This window comes from Stutzerimonas stutzeri (assembly GCF_013522825.1).
Taxonomy (GTDB): domain Bacteria; phylum Pseudomonadota; class Gammaproteobacteria; order Pseudomonadales; family Pseudomonadaceae; genus Stutzerimonas; species Stutzerimonas stutzeri_AK.
The window spans coordinates 1-25,768 of the sequence record NZ_JAAMQZ010000017.1; the positions used below are offsets into that span (position 1 = coordinate 1).

The 25,768-nt window shown below is 56.0% G+C and carries 21 protein-coding genes; 4 read left to right on the forward strand and 17 right to left on the reverse strand.

The genetic code is table 11. From position 1 onward, the window contains the following. Positions 1–29: 29 nt before the first annotated feature. The 5 genes from G7020_RS12245 to G7020_RS12265 all read right to left on the reverse strand — a co-directional run bounded on the left by G7020_RS12245 (position 30) and on the right by G7020_RS12265 (position 6,913). Positions 30–1,136 carry a DUF6119 family protein gene (locus G7020_RS12245; RefSeq protein ID WP_181084780.1) on the reverse strand — a complete coding sequence of 369 codons (1,107 nt, stop codon included), beginning with the start codon at positions 1,134–1,136 and terminating at the stop codon, positions 30–32. A 207-nt stretch (positions 1,137–1,343) separates the two neighbouring features. Then, a complete protein-coding gene (locus G7020_RS12250) occupies positions 1,344–2,777 on the reverse strand; it encodes a UvrD-helicase domain-containing protein (protein ID WP_181084782.1) in 1,434 nt (477 codons plus the stop codon). After that, positions 2,770–4,479, reverse strand: a complete 1,710-nt coding sequence (locus G7020_RS24290; protein ID WP_181084784.1) for an AAA family ATPase — start codon at positions 4,477–4,479, stop codon at positions 2,770–2,772. The genes G7020_RS12250 and G7020_RS24290 overlap by 8 nt, the downstream gene beginning before the upstream one ends. Positions 4,480–4,658: 179 nt before the next feature. Further along, positions 4,659–5,753 carry a hypothetical protein gene (locus G7020_RS12260; protein ID WP_181084786.1) on the reverse strand — a complete coding sequence of 365 codons (1,095 nt, stop codon included), beginning with the start codon at positions 5,751–5,753 and terminating at the stop codon, positions 4,659–4,661. Between the two features lie 266 nt (positions 5,754–6,019). Continuing rightward, a complete protein-coding gene (locus tag G7020_RS12265; protein WP_096269046.1) occupies positions 6,020–6,913 on the reverse strand; it encodes a site-specific integrase in 894 nt (297 codons plus the stop codon). A 570-nt stretch (positions 6,914–7,483) separates the two neighbouring features. Between G7020_RS12265 and G7020_RS12270 the strand changes: the two genes are divergently transcribed. Continuing rightward, positions 7,484–7,918: a hypothetical protein gene (locus G7020_RS12270; RefSeq protein WP_181084788.1), complete on the forward strand. Its 435-nt coding sequence runs from the start codon at positions 7,484–7,486 to the stop codon at positions 7,916–7,918. A 447-nt stretch (positions 7,919–8,365) separates the two neighbouring features. Here G7020_RS12270 and G7020_RS12275 read toward each other — a convergent pair whose 3' ends face one another. The 9 genes from G7020_RS12275 to G7020_RS12310 form a co-directional block, all read right to left on the reverse strand. Further along, positions 8,366–8,875, reverse strand: coding sequence for a type II toxin-antitoxin system YhaV family toxin (locus tag G7020_RS12275; protein ID WP_058076943.1), 510 nt, complete (start codon positions 8,873–8,875; stop codon positions 8,366–8,368). Further along, on the reverse strand, positions 8,872–9,201 hold the full coding sequence (locus G7020_RS12280) for a type II toxin-antitoxin system PrlF family antitoxin (protein ID WP_058076952.1): 330 nt from the start codon (positions 9,199–9,201) through the stop codon (positions 8,872–8,874). Before G7020_RS12280 ends, G7020_RS12275 begins: the two co-directional genes overlap by 4 nt. Positions 9,202–9,504: 303 nt before the next feature. Next, a complete protein-coding gene (locus G7020_RS12285) occupies positions 9,505–11,724 on the reverse strand; it encodes a DEAD/DEAH box helicase (RefSeq protein ID WP_181084790.1) in 2,220 nt (739 codons plus the stop codon). Next, positions 11,699–12,994, reverse strand: a complete 1,296-nt coding sequence (locus G7020_RS12290; RefSeq protein ID WP_181084792.1) for an ATP-binding protein — start codon at positions 12,992–12,994, stop codon at positions 11,699–11,701. Before G7020_RS12290 ends, G7020_RS12285 begins: the two co-directional genes overlap by 26 nt. Then, a complete protein-coding gene (locus G7020_RS12295; protein WP_181084794.1) occupies positions 12,991–15,474 on the reverse strand; it encodes a TerB N-terminal domain-containing protein in 2,484 nt (827 codons plus the stop codon). Before G7020_RS12295 ends, G7020_RS12290 begins: the two co-directional genes overlap by 4 nt. 208 nt (positions 15,475–15,682) lie before the next feature. Then, positions 15,683–16,336 (reverse strand): 3'-5' exonuclease, encoded by a 654-nt coding sequence (locus G7020_RS12300; protein WP_181084796.1) that lies wholly within the window; start codon positions 16,334–16,336, stop codon positions 15,683–15,685. Positions 16,337–16,430: 94 nt separating this feature from the next. After that, a complete protein-coding gene (locus tag G7020_RS12305) occupies positions 16,431–16,805 on the reverse strand; it encodes a hypothetical protein (RefSeq protein ID WP_181084798.1) in 375 nt (124 codons plus the stop codon). Between the two features lie 50 nt (positions 16,806–16,855). Next, positions 16,856–17,170 (reverse strand): hypothetical protein, encoded by a 315-nt coding sequence (locus G7020_RS24060; protein WP_241694889.1) that lies wholly within the window; start codon positions 17,168–17,170, stop codon positions 16,856–16,858. Then, complete coding sequence (locus G7020_RS12310) at positions 17,170–17,574, reverse strand: DUF6957 family protein (RefSeq protein WP_017246334.1); 405 nt, start codon at positions 17,572–17,574, stop codon at positions 17,170–17,172. The genes G7020_RS24060 and G7020_RS12310 overlap by 1 nt, the downstream gene beginning before the upstream one ends. A gap of 918 nt (positions 17,575–18,492) precedes the next feature. Here G7020_RS12310 and G7020_RS12315 point away from each other — a divergent pair. Both G7020_RS12315 and G7020_RS12320 read left to right on the forward strand, forming a co-directional pair. Next, on the forward strand, positions 18,493–18,744 hold the full coding sequence (locus G7020_RS12315) for a hypothetical protein (protein WP_181084800.1): 252 nt from the start codon (positions 18,493–18,495) through the stop codon (positions 18,742–18,744). Positions 18,745–18,840: 96 nt separating this feature from the next. After that, positions 18,841–19,458, forward strand: a complete 618-nt coding sequence (locus G7020_RS12320; protein WP_096269077.1) for an HAD family hydrolase — start codon at positions 18,841–18,843, stop codon at positions 19,456–19,458. A 491-nt stretch (positions 19,459–19,949) separates the two neighbouring features. Here the strand turns inward: G7020_RS12320 and G7020_RS24295 are convergent, their stop codons facing one another. Both G7020_RS24295 and G7020_RS12330 read right to left on the reverse strand, forming a co-directional pair. Beyond that, on the reverse strand, positions 19,950–20,399 hold the full coding sequence (locus tag G7020_RS24295; protein WP_181084802.1) for a tyrosine-type recombinase/integrase: 450 nt from the start codon (positions 20,397–20,399) through the stop codon (positions 19,950–19,952). A gap of 6 nt (positions 20,400–20,405) precedes the next feature. Further along, complete coding sequence (locus tag G7020_RS12330; RefSeq protein WP_181084804.1) at positions 20,406–21,386, reverse strand: GlxA family transcriptional regulator; 981 nt, start codon at positions 21,384–21,386, stop codon at positions 20,406–20,408. 403 nt (positions 21,387–21,789) lie between these two features. On the opposite strand from G7020_RS12330, the gene G7020_RS12335 reads away from it, so the two are divergent. Continuing rightward, positions 21,790–22,683: an MBL fold metallo-hydrolase gene (locus G7020_RS12335; protein WP_181084806.1), complete on the forward strand. Its 894-nt coding sequence runs from the start codon at positions 21,790–21,792 to the stop codon at positions 22,681–22,683. A 442-nt stretch (positions 22,684–23,125) separates the two neighbouring features. Here G7020_RS12335 and G7020_RS12340 read toward each other — a convergent pair whose 3' ends face one another. After that, positions 23,126–25,636 carry a mechanosensitive ion channel domain-containing protein gene (locus G7020_RS12340; protein WP_258189336.1) on the reverse strand — a complete coding sequence of 837 codons (2,511 nt, stop codon included), beginning with the start codon at positions 25,634–25,636 and terminating at the stop codon, positions 23,126–23,128. Positions 25,637–25,768 lie beyond the last annotated feature (132 nt).

Consider the following 25,768-nt stretch of genomic DNA (forward strand, 5'->3'; position numbering starts at 1 on the left):
CCCGGTTGAGTGGCCGGATGGCCGTGGAATCAGTGGCCGGATGCGCGTGGAATGGGTGGCCGGATCAGCGTGGAATCGGTGGTCAGATGCTCATGGAATGGGTGGCCAGATGACCGTGGAATCCGCAACGTAAAGCACTGATAGACCTTCCACTGGGTGTTGAAGACCTCAGAAGAGGCGGTCTTGGCCCGGATGTAGTGCTTTTCGCGCACCTCATTGACATCGCCTTCAAAATCGCAGCGATTGAGCTCTTCTACGTAGTCTTCGATGGAAAGGCTATGAAACTGAGTGCCACCACCGCCGAAGCCATTGTAGTGGAGCAGGCAGCCTTCCTCGTAGTTCAGTACCTCAGGTGGCGCCATGTGAAGGTCGCTCTCACCACCAGCACGCAGGGTCTGCAAGGCCTCAAACAAGCGATCATCCAGGGCCTGAATCGTGTCTTTGTCCCTGACAGTCTGCATGTTGTCGACCCACGCATAATCCTCCTTGTACGTATCGGCGCCGTACGCATCAAGGATCTCTTCACACTTATCTAACAGATCGTCGGAACCAACTCGGCATGTGATCGAAAGACTGTCCCGCCCGGCTAGGAATTTTGCAAAGTCGGAATTGAGAGGCGTACCGCCGGCGACGCGCGCCAAGTCACGGAGCATATCGACGCCGAAATCCTGGATGTCACTATCGCGGCTAGCCTGTACTCGTTTTTGAAAGGTCACCGCGTCGGGAGTAGCCAAATCCAGCGTTCGAATCCCATCCCGGGGTACCGAATTGAGCGTTACCTTCAGGCCGAAGTGGCGCTCAAATGCGTCGTCATCTAGCGCAAGGTGGATGTGGCCAAAGCAGATCGCCATAAGGCGATCTCGCACAGGAAGTATCAGGAGCGCACCTGCGCCACTCGAGATGATCTGATCCGCGTTGCCATCCATATGCTCCGCCACAAATGGAAGCCAGGAAGGCGGATTCGTATAGAGCTGGCCAACAAAGAGCACAGCCTCCTCGATCCCTATCCAAGCGTACTGCCGCAACGCACCCTTTCCACCGTCAGGCATGTAGGCAATCTTCAGAGCGGCATCAAGCCCCCGCTCTTCTCGCATAAGGCGTACCGACAGAGTTCTTGTTTTCTCTGGACTTGACATCGCGTCTCTCCGTGAGCATGACATGTCCTGCAGAAAATACTAACAGGTGCGTGGCTAACTGCTACTCTGAACGTCCTATGGACCGACAAGGGGAAGCGGATATCCGTAAGCAGCAGCTACCGGCCAAAAGCGAACTGATTTGCTCAAGACTGAAAGGGGCTCACAGGCGCCTCGAAGGTCCTGGCCCTATGGGCCTATGGCATCAGATCATTTTGCTGGAATGTATCTACCCGTACCGATGATGGTGAGGGACTTCGACCCACGCGTCATCGCGACATACAGATGCTTAGCGTCAAGCGAGTCTGCATCAAGGACGACGGCATGGTCGTATTCCAGGCCTTTGACAAGCAGCGTTGTCCCAATGAGCTTCCTGTGGCTGAGAGGCCGCCCCGTATGCCTCATCTCGCGCTGGTACAGGTTTGCGGCCTCTAAGAGAGTTGCTCCTTCTCCATCGATGTGTAGCTTCAGCACGTTGAGTAAGCGATAAAGGAGGTCACGGCGATAGGGCGACGTTTCTGGATTTGACTTCAACGCCAGAAAAAACGACTTGAGGTGACTGCTCGATGGGTTGTTGAGGTAGTCATTCGCCGCATGCAGGATCAAGGGGTACTTTGTGGTTTTACTAAGTTTCGCCACCTCGCCTCTTTGGGTTCCAGCAGTCAAAGCCTTGGTCACGCCAGTAAAACACTTCTTCGCAAAATCCAAGGCGAGAAGAAATCCTGCTTGGGCAGTCTTCGCGGCTCCGAGCTTCTTGATGAATATGTGAAGGTCTTTGCCTTCAACTTCCTCGATAGAAGAAAATCGACCTGCCATGCTTCGGGCTAAAAGGTGGGTCTTGCTCTTGGACTTGGGATCCCCACCATGCAGAGCAATCACGCTCTCGTTGTGACCTAGCTGGCCGTAGAGCGATGAGTACTGTTTTGCCTCCAGGAACGCGGGATCGGTTTCAACTCGAATCACGCCGCGTGGCAGTCCACCAACCAGATCAATTTTCTGCCCTGCCTCAATCTTCTTCCGCGCCTCCTTCAGCCAGGCGCCCAGCTCATGAGCTTCAGCCTTCTTCCAACGCCAAGGGGTCTCTAGCTCGCCCAGGCAGTCGAAGGTGGGATACACGCTTGCGTTCCAGTCCACAGGCTTACCCTCTTCAAAGTCAAAGATGGCCTGCAGGGGATCGCCCAGGATCCGGCAGGGAAAGAAATCTGCTAAGGCGCAGACCAGCGAGTGCTGCGAATCGGAGCAGTCTTGGTACTCGTCTACATAGACTCCCGTGTAAGTGGCCGATACGACATGGCGAATGAACTGCTTCTTTAGCAATCCCAAGCAACTTTCATAGAGCTCGCTCCACTGCTTGCTGGTCGGATTTTCAGTCGCCCAGCCGGAGCTTTTGGGGTAGGCCAAGCAAAGTCGTAGAGCCCAGCTTGCAATCGTATCCACCTGATATTTGAAGGCAGGAACGCCTAGAGACGTCATCTTGGTTTTTATCGAGTTCACGCCCGCAAAGGTGTGAGTCAGGATCAGTTGCCGGCCGCCAGCGGCCCGCACTGCCAACGCAATGAGGTGCGTCTTGCCGTATCCAGCAGGTGCGATAACGTACCCCCGGTTTGGGCAGTTGCTCAGCTTGGTTGCTAGCTCCTCAGACATATTCTGCCCATGCCCAAAGCTTGCCGAGTTCAAGTGCAAGGTTCTTTTTGGCAAAATTAGCGTCGAGGAAGGCTTGGTTTACCGCCTTAAACCATAAGTCACCTCTGGTGGTATCCTTGAACCAGCTGGACTTCTTCGCCGCGACACCTATGGCAGTACGCAGCTCAGGACTGTCTTTCCAGGTGCCAGTGTCCTTTTCTAAATCTCCTGCCAAGAACCTACAACGCACATGGTCGTACACCGGAAATTTCAGTTCGTCTTGAGCGAGCTTTAAACTAGCTAGCACGCTTGGCCACGGAAGATCCTGAAAGGCCCGCTCCTCCAGTGAAAGCTTGTCGCTCCACATCACAACTGGGATGTTCAGATCCGCTAGCTCTTTCTCATCCTTTGGAGAGAACTGATCTTCGGCGTCGCCATCAGCGAGCACCGTCACGTCATAGCCAAGCGATTTGAACGCCTTCGCAAGTGCCTTTACCTTGCTGCCTCCCTTTGCATCTAGCAGCGCAACACCGTGGAAGGAAAATGGATCCTTCTTTCTCTCCATCTGGAAATCGTCAAAGCCTCTCAGGAAGCCGACCTCTGTTGCGCCTTCGCAAACCACCACCTTCTTTGCCAGAAATGCTTCGGTGCTTGATCGAATCTTCCCCTGAACCTCGTGATCCTCGAGGCCTTCTTTGGCAGCGGAAATGATCTGAACCACACCGTCGGTGTTGTGAACTATGTGAAGCTCATTCACGGTGAGTTCGCGCAGCACGACTGGAGAGTGTGTTGTGAGGAAGTACTGCCCTCGTTTGTCATCTCTCACATGCTTGATGAGGCGAGTGATCCGGTGTGGCTCCAGGCCAAACTCCACCTCATCAAACAAGGTGATGTGGCCTTCTTCTAGCCCCACAGTCTGAATGCCACACAGAAGCATGCGGCGCGATCCAAGGCCCAGCTGACGTAGTGGCATGTCGCCGTCGTGCAGCGACAGCCCGCCCACTTTCAGATTTATGGAGCTCAGGTCAAGGTGAGCTTTGTAGGCATCCACCACAGGTACGCCGAGCAGCTTGGCCATATCTTGTGATTTCGCCGCCGCAGCATCGAAGTTCGCAAGATTGACATCACGATCACTGTCCAGCGATGTCCTGGCGTTTCTGGAGACATTCGCCAGCAGCTCATTCAGGCTCTGTGCTTCCGTGATCTTGGCCAGCGCGGTTCCATTCGCCCAGGACAGTTGTTTCTCACTGTACGCGCCGATGAGGCCCACACTGACTTTGTTTCTGTCAGCTTGCTTGAATGGTGTCCCCTCGGGGTTGCGATCGCAGACCACGATCCACTTCGGTTCCAGGTCCTTTTCGACCGTGAGCCGTACGGTCAAAACATTCTCCAGATGGTCGTCCGGCTCGTCCGTGAGAGCCCGAGCTGCCGCGTCCCAGCCCCGGAGGTAGGGGCCGTACTTGTGTAGTGAGCAGAACTCTTCAGCCAGATTGCCAATCGTGACTTCTAAGGTGATGGTGTTCTCGACCTTGCATTGATAGAAGTCTGAATCGCTGAGCGTGAGATTCCACTGCGGGTAGAATGTAAATCGGATTGCCTCCAAGATCGTCGACTTGGAGGAGTCACCCTTCCCTATGAGGCAGAAGATGTCGGATGCAGGAAGGGCCCAGTCAAGCTCTTTCACCCCGCGAAAGTTCTTGATCGAAATTTTTCTGATTTTCACCGAGCAACGTTCTCCATAACTTCGTATATGAAACTGGGGACTCTACTCATGTCACAGTCGCGACAGCTCGTCCTTGGTGGTGCTATTCGCCTTTTTACTCTCTACTCGCAGCATAAGACACCCGACATTGAAAGGAACAATGTGTAGTGGTCAGGCCATGTTCTGAAGGCTTGGGGTAGTCAGGTAATGGTGACAAGGCGAAGGATGCGGTCGACCGGGCGGTACTCCAGGGCCACTACTACACGTTCCGGGTGGCCGCCAACTCGCGGGAACTCAAGCAGGATGTTGAATTTGCTGAGCTGGTGGGTCGGTTGGCTAACCCACTCGAGGTTGTACAGGTAGTTCATCCGCAGCTTGCCTCGGATTGCGGTCTCAAGCTCGGCCTTGGTCAGTTCTGCCAGGCCGGCCTTTTGCAGTTTTCCTAACTTCGTGGTCTGAAGGTACTTTTCGAACTTGGCATCCTCAATGAGGACCGTGAACTCTGCCAGCGGTGCTACAGCAGGCGACATGGCCCTGACCGCGATCTCCAGGTCGTCGTCGATGAGACCGAGCAGCAGGCGTTCAGGCTTGTATGAGAGGAATGTGCCGAAGTAGATCGACTGAATGCTCCTGAGTCGGAAACCCTGTGTCACGTAGTCATGCTGGTGGAGGTTGAAATCCTGCGTGTTCGGTCGATCATCTTCGTGCCCCATGATGACTGTGCCGCCATGCTTGATCAGATAATTCATCAGGTTCAGCGAGGTGAAGGTTTTGGCTGCGCTTGAGTAAGTGCACGGCAAGTAGCCTACGTAGGCAGGAAGCTGCTGGAGTTTGGAGTCGACAGCAGCAATAGCACCTGCGGACAGGTTGTTCACGTACAGGACGAAGCACGTATCGGGCAGATGAAAACTCGGTTTTGTGCTGACCACTGCGGGATCCAGCAGCTTGCGCGCAAGCTTATCGCTCGAGCCGAAAAGCTCTCCACCCAGGATGCTGTGTGTCGTTTGGGCATCCAGCGCGCTAAATAGCGCTTCGGCGCACTCCACTCCAGGCGCGAAGCTACGGGCACAAAGATCCGTATCGAAAAGGAACGCCGCCTCGTGCTTTGTTGGTTGCGGGGTCAGGGCTGTCCTGAGCAAGGCGTAGTCGATGCCCTTGGCTTTAAGGATGCTGACGCACTCACCATGAAAATTCTGTATTTCAGCAAAGGTACGTGCATCGCTGAGGGAAAAGCACTCACGCATTACAGGGAGCAGAACGTTGCCGCGAGCGTTCAGGGTATGAATTGAGGGCATGTCGTAGTACCTACAATGCGAGTGCGTAAGCATACGCTTTCAGGCATCCCATTCCGGAAGCTTGCTCCCGTTACAAACAGGCAGCTATTGGCCGGAAGCTGCCCGTGGGCCTCCACTTTCGTAGCCCAGCCACCCAACAGGTACGCAAGAATTCCGGCGTGAGCGCGGCAAAGCGCTCAAACTATAGGTAGCTACAAGACCACTCCTATTGCCTCACAGGCCATCAGCCGAGCTGCATCTGAACGGTCAAACCAACAGGAGGTACCTCAGCCGTCGGCTATTTCAGACCTACGCTCTCTGTCTCGCTTAACACTAAGGGCCAGCTCAACCGCACGCATTCGCGTGGGCACTGTATCTCTCACCTTTGAGAAATCAGCATCGCTTGCGGGCTTCACCTTAACAGCCTCTGCTCGTCCGGTTCGTTTATCGCCGTACCGGCTAATCGAATCGGTCGCCTGGTGACCCATGACATACGCCATCTCAACCGCAGACATGCCTGAAGCTTTCAAATTTGCTCCGAACTGGTGACGAAGCGTGTACATGCTCGGCACCTTCCTCCTACCGAATAGCTCAGTAGCGACTTGGTGAAGCGCAACGCGTATTGAATCCATACTGCGCGGCTGACATTTGAAAGCAGCGAGAGCATCTCTCAAGATGTTACAGACACCATCGTCAGCCTCGAGCGCTCGGCTAGCGCCGCGTAAACCGTTGTGGCTAAGCTTTGCACCGGATATATGGACGCGCCGGCCATCGATGGAAATGCCGTTAAGCTCGCATGGTCGCGCTCCGGTAAGAGATATCACCATTAAAGCTCCCGCTTCGACAGGCATATCTCGTTCAGCCAGACACCGTAGCCACGCCTCGAAATCAGCGGTAGAAAGCTTCTGCGGACGTCGCTGCTTTTTCTTTCGCGGCAGATTTAACACAGTGACCGGATTGAGCGTCCGATTGATTTCTTGGGCAGCCCAGAAATTTCCTCGACGCTTTTGATCAAACGCCAAAGCGTTACGTAGGCGCCGGTAATAATCCGGGCGGTAATCAGGGGCCGCCCGTAGCAAAGCACCAATAATATTGAGCTCATCAAGCTCAACGCCCTGCATTCGAGTCGCATAGAAATTACTGGCCAAACTAATGTAGGCGCTTTGAGTCTCTGCATTCATACTACTCTTCTTATTATTATTTGCGTGACACATGCCACACAATCAATTATTGCAAATACGAAAACAAAAAAACAACAGCCAGAACATTATTTTTTATATAACCCCAAAAGCCAAATATTGCAAAAATGCAAAAATTCTATTCTTTCTATATTGCATTCCGGACTTTGGTTCGTTGGCCAAGGACGCACCATGTTACCTGACCCCACAAGACGACCCGCCGGGAGCAGCACATAGACCAACTGAACAGCGCTGGGTATGAGCAGGTGCTTCCACTCTTTCAGCCGATTCACATTTTAAAATGCGAGAACCAAGTAGAGTAATTTTAAATTGCGCTCACAGCCTGGGGCGGCGACGGACTGGCGCAATCGCTTACCGAGACACCACTGCCCACGACATACTGCTTATGCCACTGTTAAATTATGGGTTTTGGGCCGGACACTCACTAGATAGCCAGCCGAACGGCCTCCGGGGCGTTAACCATGGACTGTATAAAAATACAGTATAGCCTATTGCCTTTTTTAAGCGGAGCAACTTAGAATAATGAACAGAACAACAACCTGAGGAAAAAACATGTCTATCCTAATTCTTAACCGCGAGCGCGACGAAGTCGGCGGTCAATACCTAGTAGCAAGCATTCACGGTGTGGAACACTGCGTATCACTTGATGATGACTATCCGGAGCAAATCCCAGATTCAGATGATATAGTCCACCGCATTAATGCAGATGACTTCAATGAGCTTTCAGAGAAGGTACGCTCCTACGTGCGCAAGCACAGCATCGCCCCCATTCACTCACTCGATGACGTTAGGCTGCTTGCGATGCAGCTCGGCGATATGAAAGCAAAGACCTACGAAATCGACGAAGAAGGTCTTGGCCTCACGCTCCGCGACTGTAACATAGATAAAGGTGTACGCACCCTAGTTCGTAAATTTAATAGCACATATCAGGCATATCGCTGGCTGACCGAGCAACTGGATATTTTGGATTTCAATGTGCCACGGTAAGCGTGCAAGCGCTAATGTCCCGCCATTGCATTCCTAATCAAAAGCCGCATGCAACCGAGGCGCGCTATAGATAAAGACGTTTACTGACTAAATTGGCTTCAATGCGACTCGGTTAGACGTTGGCTTTATTGTAGCTCGCCTGATTAACTTGAAGGCTGCTCACTTCAAACCTTTACTGTCTCGGTAGCCTTTCATTTACTAATGCCCGGCAACCGACGCACGCTTAAAGATTGCACCAACAAAAGCGCATGGATTATGGTTCATCTACAGCAGACGAACCGTAGTGCAACATTCGGAGATCGCAATACCGCTAGCGTATAAACCACACGCAAAGTATAGAGATAGCGATCACAGGGAACGTAGCGGAGGAAGCGCTTCATCTCATCCTTGAGATGGCGAAGAGCGTGCCTTATGGCGCATCGTGTTTCCATGGAAAAACAGCTCTCACTACACCGTTGTCGCCCTAGCCAATGATTCCTGCATCCGCAGCAATTCTGTTTGCGCCTCAGCCAAGAGCCGATCCCAGTCGTCAGGCGGGTGCCCGCTTTCCAGCATTTTTCGAAACACCCGATAGGCATCGTCGCTACTTTGATAGGCGCGTTTTGTGTCTTCGTCATTCACCCAAGCGAAGACGATCACCTTGCTCGGGGCGTGGTAGCGAAAAAATAGTCGGTACTGCTGAAAGAACTTAGCGCGAAACCAGTGCTTGTGATCGTCACCGAGCGTCCCGCCCTGGCGGTATTCCGGTCGAGTCGGATCTTGTGGGATGACATCAAACGCCAGCTTGATGACCGCAGCCAGTCGTTTACTGGCATTCTTCTTCACATACCCGACGGGGTCTTTTTGCTTAAAGGTCTCGACTTGCAGCGCCAGCGCTTCCATCTGTGCGATGAAAAGTGGATGAGCAAAAACCGTCCAGCCATGAATGACAAAAGGCTCGGGCTTTCCTGCGCTCATTCATCATCCGCCGACAGGACATTATCGAGATCGACATCGACGCCGGCTACCAATGATTGGAGCCGTTGGACGAGCCCAACATCCACAGATTGCAGCCGCTCGGGATGGCGTGTGATGTCAGCAGCCAGAAAGCCGAGGAACTGACCGAGCACTGGGTCGTCGCTGTCGGATGCTTCGACGCGCGTTAGCACCACTTCTCCGCTGGGGCGAATGGTGTAGTGAATCTTGTCGCGCTTGCCCAGCTTGAGAGCACGACGGACGGTTTCCGGCACCGTGGTCTGGTAGCGATCGGTAAGGGTGGATTCGACTTCGAAGGTGGCGGCCATGGCAGTCTCCTGCGGATCGGGTTTGACGCCCGCATGGTAATGCAATCGCATTGCCAGAGCAATACGAAGCATTGTTTTCCTACAGAACTCGTGTGCAACGGATTCGCTGGTCGCCTAGACATCACAGCCGCTGGAATCAACTTTTTCATAAACAACAGCGTCAGATCAAACCGCCCGGCCCTTGGAAAAGCCCGCCGTATCAGCTCAGGCAGCTTTGGGCCGAAGCCAGACCGCGGTCCATCTTGACCAGATGAACCAAAGTCGGCTTTCAACAAAGCAGGCACCACACGAATAAGCTAGATATCAGGCCGTCTCCGCAGGCTGGCTCACTAGAGCCAATGCCAAGGCCTTTGCTCCACCCAAGTCCAAATGCATCGTGGCGTAAGACTGCATGAGTAATGCTGGCGGAAGCACCCAATCCCATTTTTCTTGAGCCATGTTCTGTACGTCCGCCAGAACAGCGGATTCATCAATACCGTCCCACTCGGCGATCTCACGCAGCTTGCTTTCAAGCGACGTCCGATCTCCCTCAACCTCGATGACCAACCCGCTGTTCTCACTGGCTAGTCCGGTGTGCGTCAACAAGATGGCTAGGGCATCGTTTGTCCAATCGCCTCGCCAGCTGAAAAGGTAAGTCTTACCTCCGCTTTCGGTCATGCTCGAATGTGCCAGTCCAAGGTCCGAAAAAGCGCTACGTGCCTGAGCTAGTAGCTCTTGTGCCGTAGTATCAAGATAGGGGTAGACGTCCGCCTCCAACAAGACGCTCCTCATCTCTTGCCGAACCCGATCATGTACACGGGCTCCAAGCCCGTCAAAGGACGGGGGAGCACCACCGGGATCGGATCTCACGACAACGACCCTGGCCTCAGTGTCCACGCTCGTTACCCGCCAGCGGCGCCCAGCAAAGATGATTCGCTGATCGACGGTCAATGGCCTGGAGACGGGCAATGCGCCAAGTGGTTTGCCATCGCATACCAGGCGGAACTCTTCATTACTGACAAATGCACTGTAGAAGTCGTAGTGGTTGATCAGGCGTTCCCCCACTACGCCGGGTAGCAGGAGCCCCGATGTTTCCTGGGTTATCAAATCGCGCTCACCGAGGGCACGAAGCAAACTGAGGAAGCTGCCCTGCTCCACCCCAGTGAACGGACCACTGCGTATCAAGGTGCTCCACAGCTCTGCAGCTGTAGCTCCACCCCGCTGGGCTATCACCGAGAGGCACTGCTGTACCAGCGTCGATAAATGAAGGCCATGAACACGAGGAGGCTCGAACCAGCCCTGCATCAACAACCGGATCATCGCGATGCTTTGCAGCAAACCCTGGCGAAGTCGATCTGACAGGGGCGAGCCATCGTCTAGCTGACGCTCCTTGCAGTAACTTCGGAGAATGGCTGCCTCTCCCGGACGGCGTCCGGATCGCCCCAAGCGTTGACGCAAGCTAGCTACCGATGGCGGAGCCCCGATCTGCACTACCGTCTTGATGCTGCCGATATCGACCCCAAGCTCCAGCGTGGTAGTGCAGACTGCGGTGGCAGGCCGGTCACCGGCTTTCAGCGCTTTCTCGGTTTCCTCTCGAATGTCCTTCGCCAAACTGCCGTGATGCGGCCAGAACTCGTTCGGTACACCATCCTGCTCGCAACGGCGCCGCAGATTGTCAGCGAACCACTCAACCTGAGTTCGACTGTTGGGGAAGATCAGGTTATTGCTGCCCCGTAGCACCTGAAAGAGATGCTCTGCGATGGCATGGTCCGGAGAAAAAACATCGTCACCTTCAGGCTGTACCGGGAGCGCCTTCTTGGACTCCACATACCCTCTGATCTGAACCTTAAGTATCTGGCCACTACCCTTGGATTCGATCACCGACACATGATGAGGGGCATTGGGACGTAAGAAGGCAGCAGCCAGCGTCATGTCGCCCAACGTGGCGGAAAGACCAACCCTGGGCAGGGGGCGATCAATGATTGTTTCAACACGATGCATGAGTGACTGCAGCTGCTTGCCTCGCTCACTACCGATAAAGGCATGGAGCTCATCCACCACCAGGTACCGCAGGTTGGCAAACAATCCCGCTAGGCTGGTTCCCTTGTTCACGAACAGAGCTTCGAGCGACTCCGGCGTGATCAGCAGAATGCCTTCTGGGGACTTGAGGAAGCGATGTTTGCGGCTCGCTGAGATATCCCCATGCCAAGCAATGACAGGAAGCTCAAGCTCATCGCAAAGCCTCGCCAAACGATCCCACTGGTCATTGATGAGAGCCTTCAGCGGGCTGATGTAAAGCACCGCCCCAGGCTTTTCCGTGTCCTGCAAGAGATTGGTAAGGATGGGCAGAAACGCGGCTTCGGTTTTGCCTGCAGCTGTAGCCGCCGCGATGATGACATCCTGGTCGGCCCCCAAGAGCGCAGGGATAGCACGCTCCTGGGCGTCCCGCAGGGAGGTCCAGCCCTCGGTCCATATCCAGCGCTGGATTCGCGGTTCAAGGAGTTCGAAGCCAACCGATTCAGAGCTGGAAGGTGGCAAGCTCATCGTCCGCATCCACTTGGATATCGGCCTCACCGCCTCGATCCGGTGCAATCTCCACGGCACCCAACAGGGTCCGCCAATCAGCGTCAGGATTCTGCTCCAACACCGCTAGCAGGCTGATGAATGCGGTAATGGTCGTCCGCGGGGTACGGAAGTAGGCCTCACCCATCCGCTGGTTGCAGTGGGCCATAAACAGCGGCAATGCTTCGTCGGGTAGCAAATAGCGCTCGCTCACGCCTGCCGCGTATACATGACGCAGTTTCTGCAGCAGCACGTAGAAATCCTCAGGTGTCAGACTAGTGAGGCGTATGACAGGGCCGGACAGATCTACCAGCCCGGACTTGGCGAAGTTATTTTCAGCCAGACGCGACTGCAGCGCCGGATAGCTGTAGAGGCCGCGGCGCGTATCCATGAGAAATTCGGGTGTACCGCCCAGCACAAAACCAAGCCCCTCAGCAGAGCCCTGCAGGGAGTCATTGAGGATACGAAGAATCTGCTCGTAGTTAGCGTTACGAGCTTGGGTGTTGGAAAGTTTGTACAGGTTCACCAGCTCATCGAGACATACCATCAGCCCGCTAAAGCCGGCCAACCGAACAAATCGCGCAAGCAGCTTGAGCTGATCGTAGACCGAACCATCGTCGACGATGGTTCGCACCCCCAGTGCGGTGCGGGCATCTGTCTTGGTAGTGAACTCGCCACGCAACCAGCGGATAGCATCAGCCTTGAGCTGCTCGTTACCCTCTTCGAAGCCTCTGCAATAGGCCGCGATTACATCAGCAAAGTCATAGCCGTTGACCATCTCTGTCAGTTGGTCTAGATGCTCGCGAATCACAGCCTCGCTGTCTTTGCCGGACGCTTTGGCTTCCGTTTTGGCCTGTGCCACGAATTTCTCGACTATTCCTTGCAGAGCGCCGCCATCAGGCTTAGTTCGGGTGGACATATTCTTGGCCAATTCGGCATACAGCGAGCGAGCCTGGCCACCAGTAGCATGGAGACGACGATCCGGGTTCAGATCGGCATGCATGGTGACGAGCTTGCGCTCCATCGCGATAGAGCGAACCAGGTTGAGGAAGAATGTCTTGCCTGCACCATACTCACCGATCACTACGCGGAACGCGGAACCGCTTTCCGCGAGGCGCTCCACATCACGGATGAGTGCTTCCAGCTCCCCGACACGCCCCACTTGAATCAGGTGCTGGCCTGCACGGGGAACGACGCCGGCGCGCAGGGACTGGATGACCGCATCGCGGTCCTTGGCTCTGATGCTGCTCATAGCGGTAGTTTGTCCATAATGTCAGGGTTGACTTCGAAGGGGTCTTCCCCTTCGGTGACTGGCATATCGAAATGCTCAAATGCCATGTCGTTGATCTGCTCCAATGCTCCGTCGAGCATGAGTTCCATATCGCTTGCTACGGCCCCCAACTCGTCACGAGACCACTCGGTACGGGATACGAGTACACGCAGGAAGGCTGAGTGATCGGCGTCTAAGCCACAAACGGAGGAAGTATCCTCAACAGTCTCTTCCACAACTACGTCATCTGGCTCAGCAGTCTTGTCGTCAACGAAAACCTGAGCCAGCAGCGCAGATACCTGTTCCGTTTCACGCTGCAACTGAGCGATGCGCTCCTTGTCCAGAGCAAATCCGCCAACGGGCTTGGACGGAGTTGCTCCGGGTATGGAAGGCGTTGTCTGCGATGAGCCTACGGGGCTGCCACTAGCGGCCACATGAAGGTCGCTGTACAGCGATTGCGGATCCAGCTGCAGGGTCTTGTAGACGCGCTCCAGCAACTTCACCTCTGCGGGGCTAACCTCGCCGTCGACCTGCGCCAAGTGAGCGAGAAAAGCCGCCACAACCCTCTTCGCCGGCTCGGCCAGGGGCTCCAGTTTCTTCTTCAGGCTTTGCAGGGTTGGTGGCTGGTTAAGCTGCAGACGCAGGTGGGCCTTCAGGCGTTTCCGATGAGCACCGCTCAGGTGACTCCAGGAGTCGATATGCTGGGATAGCAGCATAATTTCCTGCGGCGACGTGTCACCATCGGCCGCCGCCACAGCACAAGCAAGGTCCAACGTAACAGAGGCGGCGCTATAAGCCGGCGAAGAACGCAGATCACCATCTTCAGCCTGGGTCGCAAAGAGCGCCACATTGTCCTCTGCCTTGGGTGTTCGGCTGCCTGTCAGCACATCCGGCTCGATACCGATGTGTAAAGACTCCAGAGCGCGGGCGAGCGTCAGAACCTTGTCTCGCGACAGGCTACCTGCACTCTGCAGTCGCCCTGCCAGCTCACCGAAGCTCATGACCACCATGCCGTCACCGATGCGTTGCTTTAGCTCGGCGAGCGCTGTTCGAGCTGCTGGCGGCCACAGGTTTACGGGCAGCTGTAACAGCCCTTCTAGTGCATCAGGAGTGCCGGGGTTGCGGCCGAGATAACGACTGTAGGGCTCCAACTGCACCGTGCATTCGTCAACCAACTGCTGCAGCTTCTTCCGAGCTGCGCTAGTCGCAGTGACATCAGGGATACCGGATAGGCCATCCAGCTCTTGGGGTGGTAGACCCGCAGAAGCGGTGTTGTATTGGAGTCTCAGACGGGTCTTGTTCTGAGGGAGCACCATACCGGCGCCATAACGTTCCTCGTAGCGCATGCAGAACAACTGGGCGAACGCTTCTTTACAGCGGGTTACGGGTGTCCGCTTCCCGATGTTGTGATCAGACAGCACCCAGGCCAACGCCCAGTCAGCCGGCATTGGTTGCTTGTCAGCCGCCAACTGACCCAGGCCAATACGCAGCTCTACAGGCATTTCGTAGCCGTAAGGTAACGGTGCCGGCGGCGCCTTTTGATAGCGCCTGGCGAGTATTTGGCCTTGGCGGAGGAAGTCTACGAAGCGACTGGCGTAGTTATTGAAGGAGTTATTCTTGCCATAGATCGAGAGCAGCCGCTCCACCTCGGCAATTATGATAGGTATGTCGGCCGCGGCAGCCTGATCCGTCTTGGCGTCGACAAAAACCCTACGCTCAAGACCGTAGAAGAATAGGAACACGTAGCCGATGTTGGCATGCGGAGCCTTTCGACCACTGGATAGCCATTGCAAATATGCGCGGCGGGCCTCAGGAGAGATGCTGTCGTAACTGGGCCAGTAAGAGGTGAGACGCTCAGATATATCGACGATGCCCCGTGCGACCTTCAGTTTCGGGTTGATCAGTGACGGTTCCGAAGGTCCATTGCGCCTGTTTTTATCTTCGCCGACGTAGATCAGACCAATTGGGATATTTTCGCCCGCCACTTCGATGGTTTCGCCAGCAGAAAGCCACCGCACGTTGGCACTATTCAGGTTCGCCGGCGCGCTCGGAATTCGGTGGGAAGGCCGCTCAGTGGCCTCCAAAGTTACGGTAAAAAAGCCAGAGACGTCTCGCTTTGCCGAAACCTGCCGGGGCGACGCCGAGACTTGCGCAGGAGCAGAGGGCTCACTTAGTGGCGAGACCTCATCCAATGAAAACGTCAGGCCGGTGCTTATGCCGAGGTCCGAGGAACTTGAACGAGCTCCCCCTTGGGGTGGCCGCATAGTTGTCGCCGAAGACATGACTGACGGTTTGCTGAAGGCCTTTATTACTAGCCACCCGCCTATGCCGACAATGAGTGCTCCGCCCAAGAAAACCCAAACACCCTTGGGAACGGAAGCAAGCCCCCCAATCACTAGGGCACACAGAACCATCGCTCCAGATACACCAGACTTGCTGCTGCGCTTACGCTTCCCTGCCATCGCTTCGACTCCCTATACAAGCATGCTGGCCATTTAGCAGTATCGGCAATTCGGGTGCATCAGCCAATACCTCGCGCCAAGCTACGTGTTGAATCTCTTTATGATGTTATCCAGATGTGTTCCGTATGCACTGGTGAGATGGCGGCTCGATGCGAGCCGGGCGGCCACGGGGTTGAATTGATGAGCAGGCTCAGCGCCGTCCGCCCTACTATGTCGGCTGCCTCGCGCTGAGCAGTAACTGCGCTAACCGTGCCAGATTACGCGCATCGTCGATGGCCCTGTGATGCTCACCCTCCCAGGAAAGGCCTATGCTTTCCACTGCACACTTCAGCCCTAGCGCACGGCAAGCGAAAATCTTCCAAAAGCACTTCTTTAGATTGATATGACGCGCCGGATCCAGCAATACATCTACCCCTGCTCTGAAAGCGTCCTCCTTCAGCTGGTTTCGGTCGTAATCGCCCCAAGAGCACCAGCGCCAGCCTTCTGTATTTCGCGGCCTCAGCCAGTCACCAAGCTGATCTTGTACCTCCGCGAAACGCTTTGCAGTATCGATGTCAGATTGAGATATGCCGGTCAGCCCCGTGCAAAACTCAGTTAGCGTGGGGCGAAGTAGCGGCCGGACAAACTGTCCGAAATGATCGACAACCCTGTACTCCGACTGAACATCCAACAGCGCGATGCCAATTTCGATCGTCTCCATCTCGTCGCGCTGGACCTCCAATACGTGAGCGTTCCGGGCCGCCTCGTTTAGGCCGGCAGGGTAGTCATCGCAAGTCGCTTCCAGATCCACGCAAAGTAACCAGCGACTTTCTCCAAGTTGTTGACGAAGCGCATCAAGCTGCCCCCAACGCTTTACCTGCATGACACCCCGCCCTTCTTTTCCTCAGAGGATATAAACCTACGAGCATCAGCACGGACCGTGGGCTCAGTTTTATAGTAGTGACACGAGAAACGGATCACTGAATCGTTACTGGGGTTGCGTGTATGCCTTTTGCCCTCTGTGCCAACAGCCAATCCAGTGACAGGCGCCCGCCGTCTTCTTTGAAAGTCACAATAACGTACAAGCTGCCCGTGGCGGTAAACAGCGCCCAAAACCCACCATGCTCATGAGCTTTCAGTACATCGGAGGTCCGAACCCGGTGACCGTCCTGGAACCTTCCATACACATCCGCCCGCACGTGACGATGAACCACGCCGATACAACAGCCTGCGATTAAATAAGCGTCCGTGAGATACGCCGTAACTTCCCTACCAAAAGACATATCCATTGCTCGCGACAACGCGTCAGATACATCGCGTGTTTGGTCGATACTTTGTTTAGTTGAACTCATCACGTCAGCACCCAAATTCGGATCAAAACTCGTTGCCCCCCCACTAACGGCTAGCTGTCCAACCAATAATCGTCTCGACCAATACGCCCAAACTTATAGTCTTCATGCTGCGGGGCGTCGCCAAACAAATGATGTATGCGTCGCTCCTGTCGCAGGTACGCCAAGGTCATGAAGAAGCAGGTTTCACACATCCGTACGCGATAACGCTCACCGTCATGTCGCGCGCCGTATCCCCAGTGCGCTTGCAGCACACCGAACTGTTCGCCGTACCCAGGCACTCGCATGGAGGTACCACAGACGTCGCAAGGCACATCGGGGTGTCGGTTGTCTGGTACGTCCATGCCCGCCAATATCTGACTACGCATCAAAAAATCTTCAACACAGTAGTGAGCTCGGCGCTTTTGCGAGCCCCTGGGCCAGCAAGCACATATCGCGTATTGCGCGTTCTGAAAATGCACCCATCGGCAAACTCAATCAGTTGTGTTGTACGCACCCAGTCACCCTCTTGGAAACGGTTGGCACTGTCGTACAACACGCGGCCGGCATACACCATCGCGGGCTGTTGCCCGGACGCCTGTAATGTTTCTCGTATCGCGTCAGGCACGATGAGATCGATCCAGATCCAGTCACGCACAACACAGAAAGGCACCTCGTCATGCAACGCAGCCGCTGAACCACGCGCGCACGCCTCTGCTAACGACATCTCGATACCAGGCATTACCTCACCCGGGGCGTATAACAAATGAGATACTTTCTTTAAATCGTCCATACCATCTCTCTATCTGAGCAATAGATGTTTAGAGGCAGAATCCGGGCAAAACATCCCTACCCTGACAAACCTACCAAGTATGAAAAGCTTATTTCCCAATGAGCGTCAGTTCTGACTATTAATATATGGCCTGACCCTAAAAGGCGAGCAGCACAACCCCCATCAACCTTCATATTAAACTAAGTAATTTATTCATCGATGCAAGCCTATGGCACGCCCCACTACGCTCAGTATTGGACAAAAAAACAGCAACCTGAAACCAATGCAATAAAATAATCCAGCTCCAACCACTGCTCGTCAAGCACTTTTAGAAAAGAAAACGCCAACCACTGACCATCGGTATTTGTAATACGTATATATTGACAAGGATTGCCAAAATTCACGCACCAGAAGAGCAAGAAGATAATCCTTATCGGACTTACCCTGGGCGCGGTCAATGACTATTTGAGATCAAGACATATCTCCACGGACGATGCGAGGCTGATCCAACCGGCTCGGAGTCGTCTTTTCGAATTTTGAAATTTCGCACCGTTGGTAATCACCACAAGCGAGGCGCGTCTGTGACGCGGAAGGGTACCGCGGCTCCTCGCGACTGCTTAATTGCAAACGAAAGCGGATGATCTGAGTAATTTGTAGCGAGGGGCAGGTTCGAGAAAGTCGGCGTACGCTGAGATCTGCTCACCAACACCTAGCTACCTATCTAGTGCATGCACGAAGCGCGTCACGCGTCGAGCGGTACGGCGGGGCCACAAAATGATGGAAATTATGGCTCAGCAATAATTATGGCTGAGCCATAATTCCATATAACCGCAGCGTCACGGAAAAACCGCAATTATTTACAGCCTGCAATTGACCATGACAGCTGCCCCTCCAACGAGGGGAAAGACTAAGTAGGTTAGCTAACTCGGGGCTGTGGAGATGATCGAGGATCGCGCCAATGAGCTGTTCATCAGCGCCGCTAGCATCTGGGAAATCGGCCAAAACGCGATGGGCAAAGCCAGCTTTCAGTTCAATTCAGGAGTACTAAGAAGGTCTCTTCTGGACGGCGACTACAAGGAGCTGTCCATGACCAGCCGACACGCCATTACGGCTGCGGCCTCGCCTCTCCTTCACAGCGCCCATTTGATCGGATGCTCATTGGACAAGCAGCTTCGGAAGGCTTCATCCTAGTGACCAATAATCATGCTATAGCGAAGTATTCGGGGCCAATCAAGCACGTCGGTTGAATGCGCCAGCCTTCGATACCCTGTCGTAACGGGATGTCTAATGACCATACAAGCCGTCATTTTTGATGCTTTCGGGACACTGACAAAGATTCAAAATGGGTCGCATCCGTACCGACAGTTGATGAAGATCGGAAAGGCGCATGGGCGGCGCCCCCGCCCGGACGACGCGTCTTTCCTGATGAAATCTGCGATAACGTTGACGCAAGCCGCAGCGCATTTGGGGATCACTGCAAGCCCTGAACTATTGAGCACTCTGGAAACTGTCCTGGCAGATGAGATCGCAGCCGTTGAGGCATATCCTGACGGGCTCGAAGCGGTGAAACTGCTCCAAGAGCAAGGCATTCGAATCGGTGTTTGCTCGAATTTGGCTTTCCCGTACCGGCAAGCCGTCCTGCGTTGCTACCCCATGCTAGACGCATATGCATTTAGCTGTGATTTAGGCGTAATGAAGCCCGAACCCACCATCTACAGTTGGATTTGCGATCAGCTTGGGGCGTCCCCGACCGCATCGTGGATGATCGGTGACTCCCAACGTTGCGACCGAGATGGGCCAACGGCAGTAGGCATCCGAGGCTTTTTTGTTGACCGAAACAGCACCAACGGTGACTGCCCTGAATTGGTTACGTTCGCTCGTAAGGTATTGGCAACCGCGCCTTGAGCGAGCGATGTCAGCCCCATCCATTTCGCACCTCGCGATTGAAACCTGGAATCACACCAGGCAATCCTGCTCCATGAACCTCGAACCGCAGTCAAGATAAGACCGTAAATTGAGTTGAGGTGATTATGATCGGGTGCCAACGGGAACACCTTAGAAACCCAAGACGCCTCCCTAGATCATCGGTAACTTCAAACTCAGGAGCGTTTGGCTTCAACGCAGCCTAAACCCAACCGACTGCGGGCAGCTCTACTCGCCAACGCACGCAAAGCCACTCTCACAGATAGGTGAATGCGATGCTTGACAAGACTCAAAAGGTTCATATACTCGCGCTCACTGTGAGCAATCCAACAAATCAAAATTTCTTGCACAATGCGCTGAAGCCTTGATTTGGCCGGGATATTGAAGTTTGGGATTCAAATCCCCCCGGCTCCACCAATCAAAGCAAACATAAGCCCCTGACTTTCTTAAAGAATTTCAGGGGTTTTGTGTTTTCAGGGACTGCGACGTCCCGAAAGTGTCACACCTGCCAGCGGGTTGAGCTTTACCGCTTCCGCCAAATGCTCCGGCGCCAAATGTGCATACTGCATGGTCATAACCAAACTGGAATGACCAAGAATCTTTTGAAGCGTGAGAATGTTGCCGCCGTTTTGTATGAAGTGGCTGGCGAACGGATGCCGCAGCGCATGACTGGCCTGCCCGCGTGGCAGGACGATTGAAGTCCGACCCAACGCACGCCGAAACGATGTTATCGACCCGGTGAACGGTCCGAACTGGTCCCAATGCTTGCGCAGTTGCCGCTCCAGGGCAGCAGATATTGGAACAGACCGGACACGCCCGCTTTTGGTACCACTGAACGTAACGACCCCACCGCACACGGAAGACGGCTTGAGCCGCTCAGCTTCAGACCACCGCGCCCCTGTCGCCAAGCCCTTGCCTGACACCCTTTCTTAGCGCCTATGCGCGCGTGAGGTTATTTCCTTGCAGAAGATCTGCCGGTATGCCGACGGCGTCGTGCCCAAATGGGCCGCGAACTGCTGACGCAGCGACAGCGCTGTTCCGAAACCGACCTCGGAGGCAACGCAGTCGATCGGCATTTGAGTAGTCTCCAGAAGCTGCTGCGCCCGGGCGACCCGCTCGGCGTTGATCCACTTGATGAACGTGGTACCCGTGGTTTCACGAAAACGCCGAGTAAAGGTGCGACGGCTCATCTTGGCGATATCGGCCAGGGTATCGAGCGACAACGGATCGGCCAGGTGCTCTCTCGCCCACTCCAGAACCCCGGGTAGTCGGCTCTCGCTTGCCAGCTGCGGAACGGGTTGCTCGATGTATTGAGCCTGACCGCCCTGGCGATGCGGCGGAGTGACCAGCAGCCTGGCCATTCGGTTCGCGACATCGGCGCCGTGTCGCTGCCTCAACAAGTGCAGGCAGCAATCGATGGCCGCGACCGTTCCGGCCGACGTGACAATGTTGTCGTCGGCGATATACAGCACATCGGGGCGGAAATGACTCTTCGGAAAGCGCTGGGCGAACAGATCGCGGGCGACCCAGTGCGTGGTCGCTTCCCGACTATCCAGCAACCCCGCGTCGCCCAACACGAACGCGCCAAGGCACAGGCCGACTATCAGGGATCCACGTTCATGACTGCGGCGCAGACCGTCAATCAGCTCGGCCGAGGCTGGCTGACTGGGATCGCTCCACGCCGGCACAATGACGATGTCCGCCCGATCCAACGCCTCGAGGCCGTCGGGAACCTCGATCACTACGCCTTGGTCGCTGCGAACCTTTCCAGGGGTCGTGGCGCAGTACCGAACCTCGTATCGGGGAAGATCCGGTGCGTCTTTGGCGGCGCCAAAGACCATGCCCGGTACGGAGAGATGAAACAGGCTCACACCTTCGAAGGCAAGGACGGCGACACGCAGAGAGGTCATAGGAGTGTTTTTCGGCACGCTCAAGATGGCCTAAAAACTAGCTTACATGTCCTTTCAGGTCAATCGCTTGTCGTCAAGCCTCTTCGCCAACGCAGAACGGCAAGCGGGGTCAGGCGTCAGGACGACGCGGCTGTGGAGTTGGACATGAGTGATAGGGGCGTGATGGACATGTCACAGATAGCCGTCATCGAGACCGGGTACTGCTTTACCGCCGCCGTTTCAGCGCAGCAACGTCTAGCTAGCGAGCAGTGGAACCGGGTTGCGTAATTGGCATCAGCCCTAAGTTTGATGAAAAGCGGAACATTGGCCCGATATTTTCGGAGATTGTCCTCCGGGCCGATGTTGCCGCCATCGTATCGCCCTCACAATGCGCCCCGTTCAACAATGACTTAGGAGTCGCAACATGCAATTCGCGAAAATCGCTAGTTCACTTGCCTTGGCGGTTAGCCTTTCCATTACCGGGGTGTTCGCAGCCGAGCTGCCGGCCAAGCAGGCTTCCCAGCAAGATGCGCAAATCCAGCTGCAGCAGATCCGTAACGCGACCGTGAAAATCACCTTCGCGGGCACGACTTTCCTGATCGACCCGATGCTTGCCAAGAAAGGCGCTTACCCTGGCTTCGAGGGGACCTATCGCAGTGAGCTGCGCAACCCGCTCGTTGACCTACCGATGTCGGAAGCCGACGTAATGGCCGGGGTCGATGCGATCATCGTCACTCACACCCACCTCGACCATTGGGACGATGCTGCGCAGAAACTGCTGCCCAAGAACATCCCACTGTACGTACAGAACGAGTCGGATGCGGAAATCATTCGCGACCAGGGCTTCGACGACGTACGGATCCTGAAGGATCAGGCCGAGTTCCAGGGCGTGACGTTGACCAAGACCGGCGGCCAGCACGGCACCGACAAGATGTACCAGGTCCCTCAGTTGGCCGAGTTCCTGGGTGTCGCGATGGGCGTGGTATTCCAGGCGCCGGGCCAAAAGACGCTGTATCTGGTAGGCGACACGATCTGGCGTAACGAGGTGGATCAAGCGCTGACTAAGTACAGCCCCGAAGTGATCCTGATCAACGCCGGTTATGCACGCGTAACGGGCTATGACGGCGCCATCATCATGGGTAAGGACGATGTGGTTCGAGCCAGCAAAGCCGTGCCGGACGCGACTCTAGTTGCGACCCACATGGACGCAATCAACCATATGGGGCAAACCCGCAGCGAGCTCAAAGAGTACGTCGAGCAGCAAGGCATCGCGGAACGTGTCGAAATCCCGGAAGACGGCGCAGTCGTAAAGCTCTGATCAAGCTGAGGCCGCCTATCATGGCGGCCCTCGACCAGGTTGAAACGATCATAACCTGCCAGGCATTCACTGCCCGGCAGGTCTTTTATATTGGCCAGATTCTATCTCGCCAAGTCCCATTTCCCCGTATCGCCTGCGCTGCGCCCTTGGAAAATAGAGGTTATCGCATCGCTATCTTCAGCCACCTGGGTGTGAGCCGGTGGCATGGTTCCGATTGGTCCTAACCCAGAATAATCACAGAACGGGTTCTACACGTTACAAGGACACTTTCAGTAAGCTCACGTCGAGAAGTGTTCAAGCACAAGAAATACAGCCTCGAGTACAAAGGGAAATTTTCGAGCTGGTTCGCCGTTTAAAAGAGAATAGCTTTTGGCGGCGTCCCGGTATTGGAAGATATTTCCTCCAACGAACTGCTCCCGACCGATACCTGGCCCATCAGGTATCAGCCATGCCCTGGGGGCACGACCAGGCGCTCGCGCGGATCGGCGATCTGGATGCCCAGCTCGCGGAAGTGTTCGAAGATGCGCCGGTTGAACTCGCGCTGCACGCCCCAGCGGCCCTTGTCGACACAACGCATCTGCCCGGCCAGCGTCACCATCGAGCCATCCACCGAGTCGACACCCCAGACGGCCAGGTCGTCGATGATCAGGTTGGCGAACGCCGGGTTCGCGCGCAACTCCGCGCCGATCTTCTTCAGTTCTGCGATCGCCTGGTCGATGTCGGTGTCGTAGCCGACACTGATCCGCACCGCCGCGTTGCCGATACCGCGGTTGGTGTTATTGACCGTGGACACCGAGCTGAACGGAACGATGTGCAGCGAGCCGTCGCCCGCGCGCAAGCGCACGGTGCGGATCGACAGATTTTCCACCGTCCCGGAAACGCCCGCGACCGTCACCCAGTCGCCCACCTGCATGGCGTTTTCCATCAGCAGGAAGATGCCGGTGATGAAGTCCTGGACCAGCTTCTGCGAACCAAAGCCCAGCGCGACGCCGATGATGCTCGCGCCCGCCAGCAGGGGCGTCGTATTGATGCCGACCTCGCTGAGTGCGGTCAGGCCGACGACCAGCATGATCATGATCATCAGCCCCGTACGCAGCATCGGCAGCAGCGTGCGCAGCCGCGCTGCCCGCATCACTTCCCCACTTTCGCTCCAGCGGGCGATACGCCGCTCGAGCACGGCATTGGTCAGTTGCCAGACCACCAGCGCCAGGATCACCGCAATCGTGATCGTCATCACGGCGCTGGCCAGGCTGCGACCGATGGTTCCCGCCGCGAACCAGCTGATCGCATCGAAGCCCCAGGCCTGGAAGAGCGCGACCAGTACGCAGACTGCGATCAACAATGACATGAGCCAGCGTACCAACGGATACAGCTGCTCGACCAACCGGCTGCGTACGCCATCTGACGTTTGTGCCGCATCGGTACCGCTATCTCCATCCTGATCGCCGACGAACGCCCGCTCCAGGGCACCGAGTACCAGCACCGCAGCCAGGCGGCCGAGCACCACGATGCCACCGGTCATCCCGATGAACTCGATCAGCCTCGGGAAACCGTTCTCGACGCCAAGCGCCCAGACCACCCACATGCCCATGACGAACACGGCGGCAGCGATGGCCCAGATCTGTGCGGCCCAGTGACGAAGGATCGCGATAGGCCCGCTGCTGCCCGCCTTGGGCGCGATGGCATCGCGCACCGGTCGCCGCAGCCTGAAGATGAGCATGACGATCATCAGGTGAGCGAGCAGCGAGACGAACTTCAGGATCGCGGTGCGCCCTGCCGCCCCGCCGCCGAGCGTCTGCAGCGCATCCGCCATGGCGATACCGAAGGCTGCCAGCGCCACGAAGTACAGCGCCCAGTGATTCAGCAGTCGAGAGGTCTCGCCGCCTAACCGGAAAACCCGCAGGCCATAGCCACCCGGCGATGTCAACAAGCGCACCACCGCCATGCTCAGGCGGGTGAACAGGTAGGCGAGAACGAATACGCCAGCGACCTCACGGGTCCGCTCGTCAAGGCTGGGATACAGATGCATGACCAGTGCGGCGACGCAGAAAAACAGGGCCAGCGGCAGCAGGTCCAGAAGAAAGATGCCAAGCGCGAACGGCAGGTGCCTTAGCGCACCGCGATGTTCGCCGATCCTGCCGTCACGCCGGGCCTTGGCCTTGCGCTCCGTCGGGGCCGGTTCCGCCACCGCGCTTCTATCCGGCTCAGCCACTTTCTGCTCAGGAGCATTTATGGGAATGGCCTCGACCCTCTCGATACCGTCTCGGATGGTCTGCACCAGCGCGACGCCGGGCTGCTCGGGCTGGGTGGCGGCGGCCACCGCCGCGCGCTCGGCATCGATCTGTCCGGTCTGTTGCCGGCCAGGCAGTGAGCCCTCGACCACCTCGGCGACGCGCGCACGCTCCTCAACTTGCCGCGCATGCTCCTGCAAGGCCAGGCAAGGTCTGCGCAGCATTCGCCGCAGCGCCCACTCCACCAGCAGGCCGAGAACAAAGACCACGGCCAAGGCTATCAGCGCATCGACAAGCAACGCCCGCCCCGCCTGTGACCGGAAAATCGAATCGAACCATGCGGGAAGCTCCAGCAAGGCCCCCCTGACCTGCCCCACCTGCTGGCCAAGGCCATCGGCCCAACGCGCGACCTGACCCAGCATCCGTGCAATCAGACCGCCCTCTTCCAGCGGCGTTATCACCGGCTCCGGTTCAGTCGCAAGCGGAGCCTCGGCTGGCGCCACTTCACCCTCAGCATCGCCCGCTGCCGGCACCGCGGCAGCGTCGTCCGCGATCACTCTGAGCGTCGTCAGCACGTCGGCACGCCGCACCTCGTCCTGAAGCACCTCGGCAGCACGCCGTGCATCCTGAGGTGATACCCGCGACGAATCACTCTGAGCCTGCACCGGCCCAGCCAGTTGCAACAGAACGGCAATGAACGGAACACAAAGAAATCTATACATGAGTCGAATAAGACCTTGAGGCATGCTGAAACAAGGAGCGGCATTCCCAACAGAACTGGCGGCAAGCCTGGTGGCCGTTTCGAATTGGGCATCGATGGAGGCACTGAGTTTCAAGCAATGTGCAACCTCATC

Bases quoted from the DNA above. Each gene is read 5' to 3' on its own strand.
- G7020_RS12245 (WP_181084780.1), bottom strand. From the start codon at position 1,136: ATGTCAAGTCCAGAGAAAACAAGAACTCTGTCGGTACGCCTTATGCGA.
- G7020_RS12250 (WP_181084782.1), bottom strand. From the start codon at position 2,777: ATGTCTGAGGAGCTAGCAACCAAGCTGAGCAACTGCCCAAACCGGGGG.
- G7020_RS12260 (WP_181084786.1), bottom strand. From the start codon at position 5,753: ATGCCCTCAATTCATACCCTGAACGCTCGCGGCAACGTTCTGCTCCCT.
- G7020_RS12265 (WP_096269046.1), bottom strand. From the start codon at position 6,913: ATGAATGCAGAGACTCAAAGCGCCTACATTAGTTTGGCCAGTAATTTC.
- G7020_RS12270 (WP_181084788.1), top strand. From the start codon at position 7,484: ATGTCTATCCTAATTCTTAACCGCGAGCGCGACGAAGTCGGCGGTCAA.
- G7020_RS12275 (WP_058076943.1), bottom strand. From the start codon at position 8,875: ATGAGCGCAGGAAAGCCCGAGCCTTTTGTCATTCATGGCTGGACGGTT.
- G7020_RS12280 (WP_058076952.1), bottom strand. From the start codon at position 9,201: ATGGCCGCCACCTTCGAAGTCGAATCCACCCTTACCGATCGCTACCAG.
- G7020_RS12285 (WP_181084790.1), bottom strand. From the start codon at position 11,724: ATGAGCTTGCCACCTTCCAGCTCTGAATCGGTTGGCTTCGAACTCCTT.
- G7020_RS12290 (WP_181084792.1), bottom strand. From the start codon at position 12,994: ATGAGCAGCATCAGAGCCAAGGACCGCGATGCGGTCATCCAGTCCCTG.
- G7020_RS12295 (WP_181084794.1), bottom strand. From the start codon at position 15,474: ATGGCAGGGAAGCGTAAGCGCAGCAGCAAGTCTGGTGTATCTGGAGCG.
- G7020_RS12300 (WP_181084796.1), bottom strand. From the start codon at position 16,336: ATGCAGGTAAAGCGTTGGGGGCAGCTTGATGCGCTTCGTCAACAACTT.
- G7020_RS12305 (WP_181084798.1), bottom strand. From the start codon at position 16,805: ATGAGTTCAACTAAACAAAGTATCGACCAAACACGCGATGTATCTGAC.
- G7020_RS24060 (WP_241694889.1), bottom strand. From the start codon at position 17,170: ATGCGTAGTCAGATATTGGCGGGCATGGACGTACCAGACAACCGACAC.
- G7020_RS12310 (WP_017246334.1), bottom strand. From the start codon at position 17,574: ATGGACGATTTAAAGAAAGTATCTCATTTGTTATACGCCCCGGGTGAG.
- G7020_RS12315 (WP_181084800.1), top strand. From the start codon at position 18,493: ATGATCGAGGATCGCGCCAATGAGCTGTTCATCAGCGCCGCTAGCATC.
- G7020_RS12320 (WP_096269077.1), top strand. From the start codon at position 18,841: ATGACCATACAAGCCGTCATTTTTGATGCTTTCGGGACACTGACAAAG.
- G7020_RS12330 (WP_181084804.1), bottom strand. From the start codon at position 21,386: ATGACCTCTCTGCGTGTCGCCGTCCTTGCCTTCGAAGGTGTGAGCCTG.
- G7020_RS12335 (WP_181084806.1), top strand. From the start codon at position 21,790: ATGCAATTCGCGAAAATCGCTAGTTCACTTGCCTTGGCGGTTAGCCTT.
- G7020_RS12340 (WP_258189336.1), bottom strand. From the start codon at position 25,636: ATGTATAGATTTCTTTGTGTTCCGTTCATTGCCGTTCTGTTGCAACTG.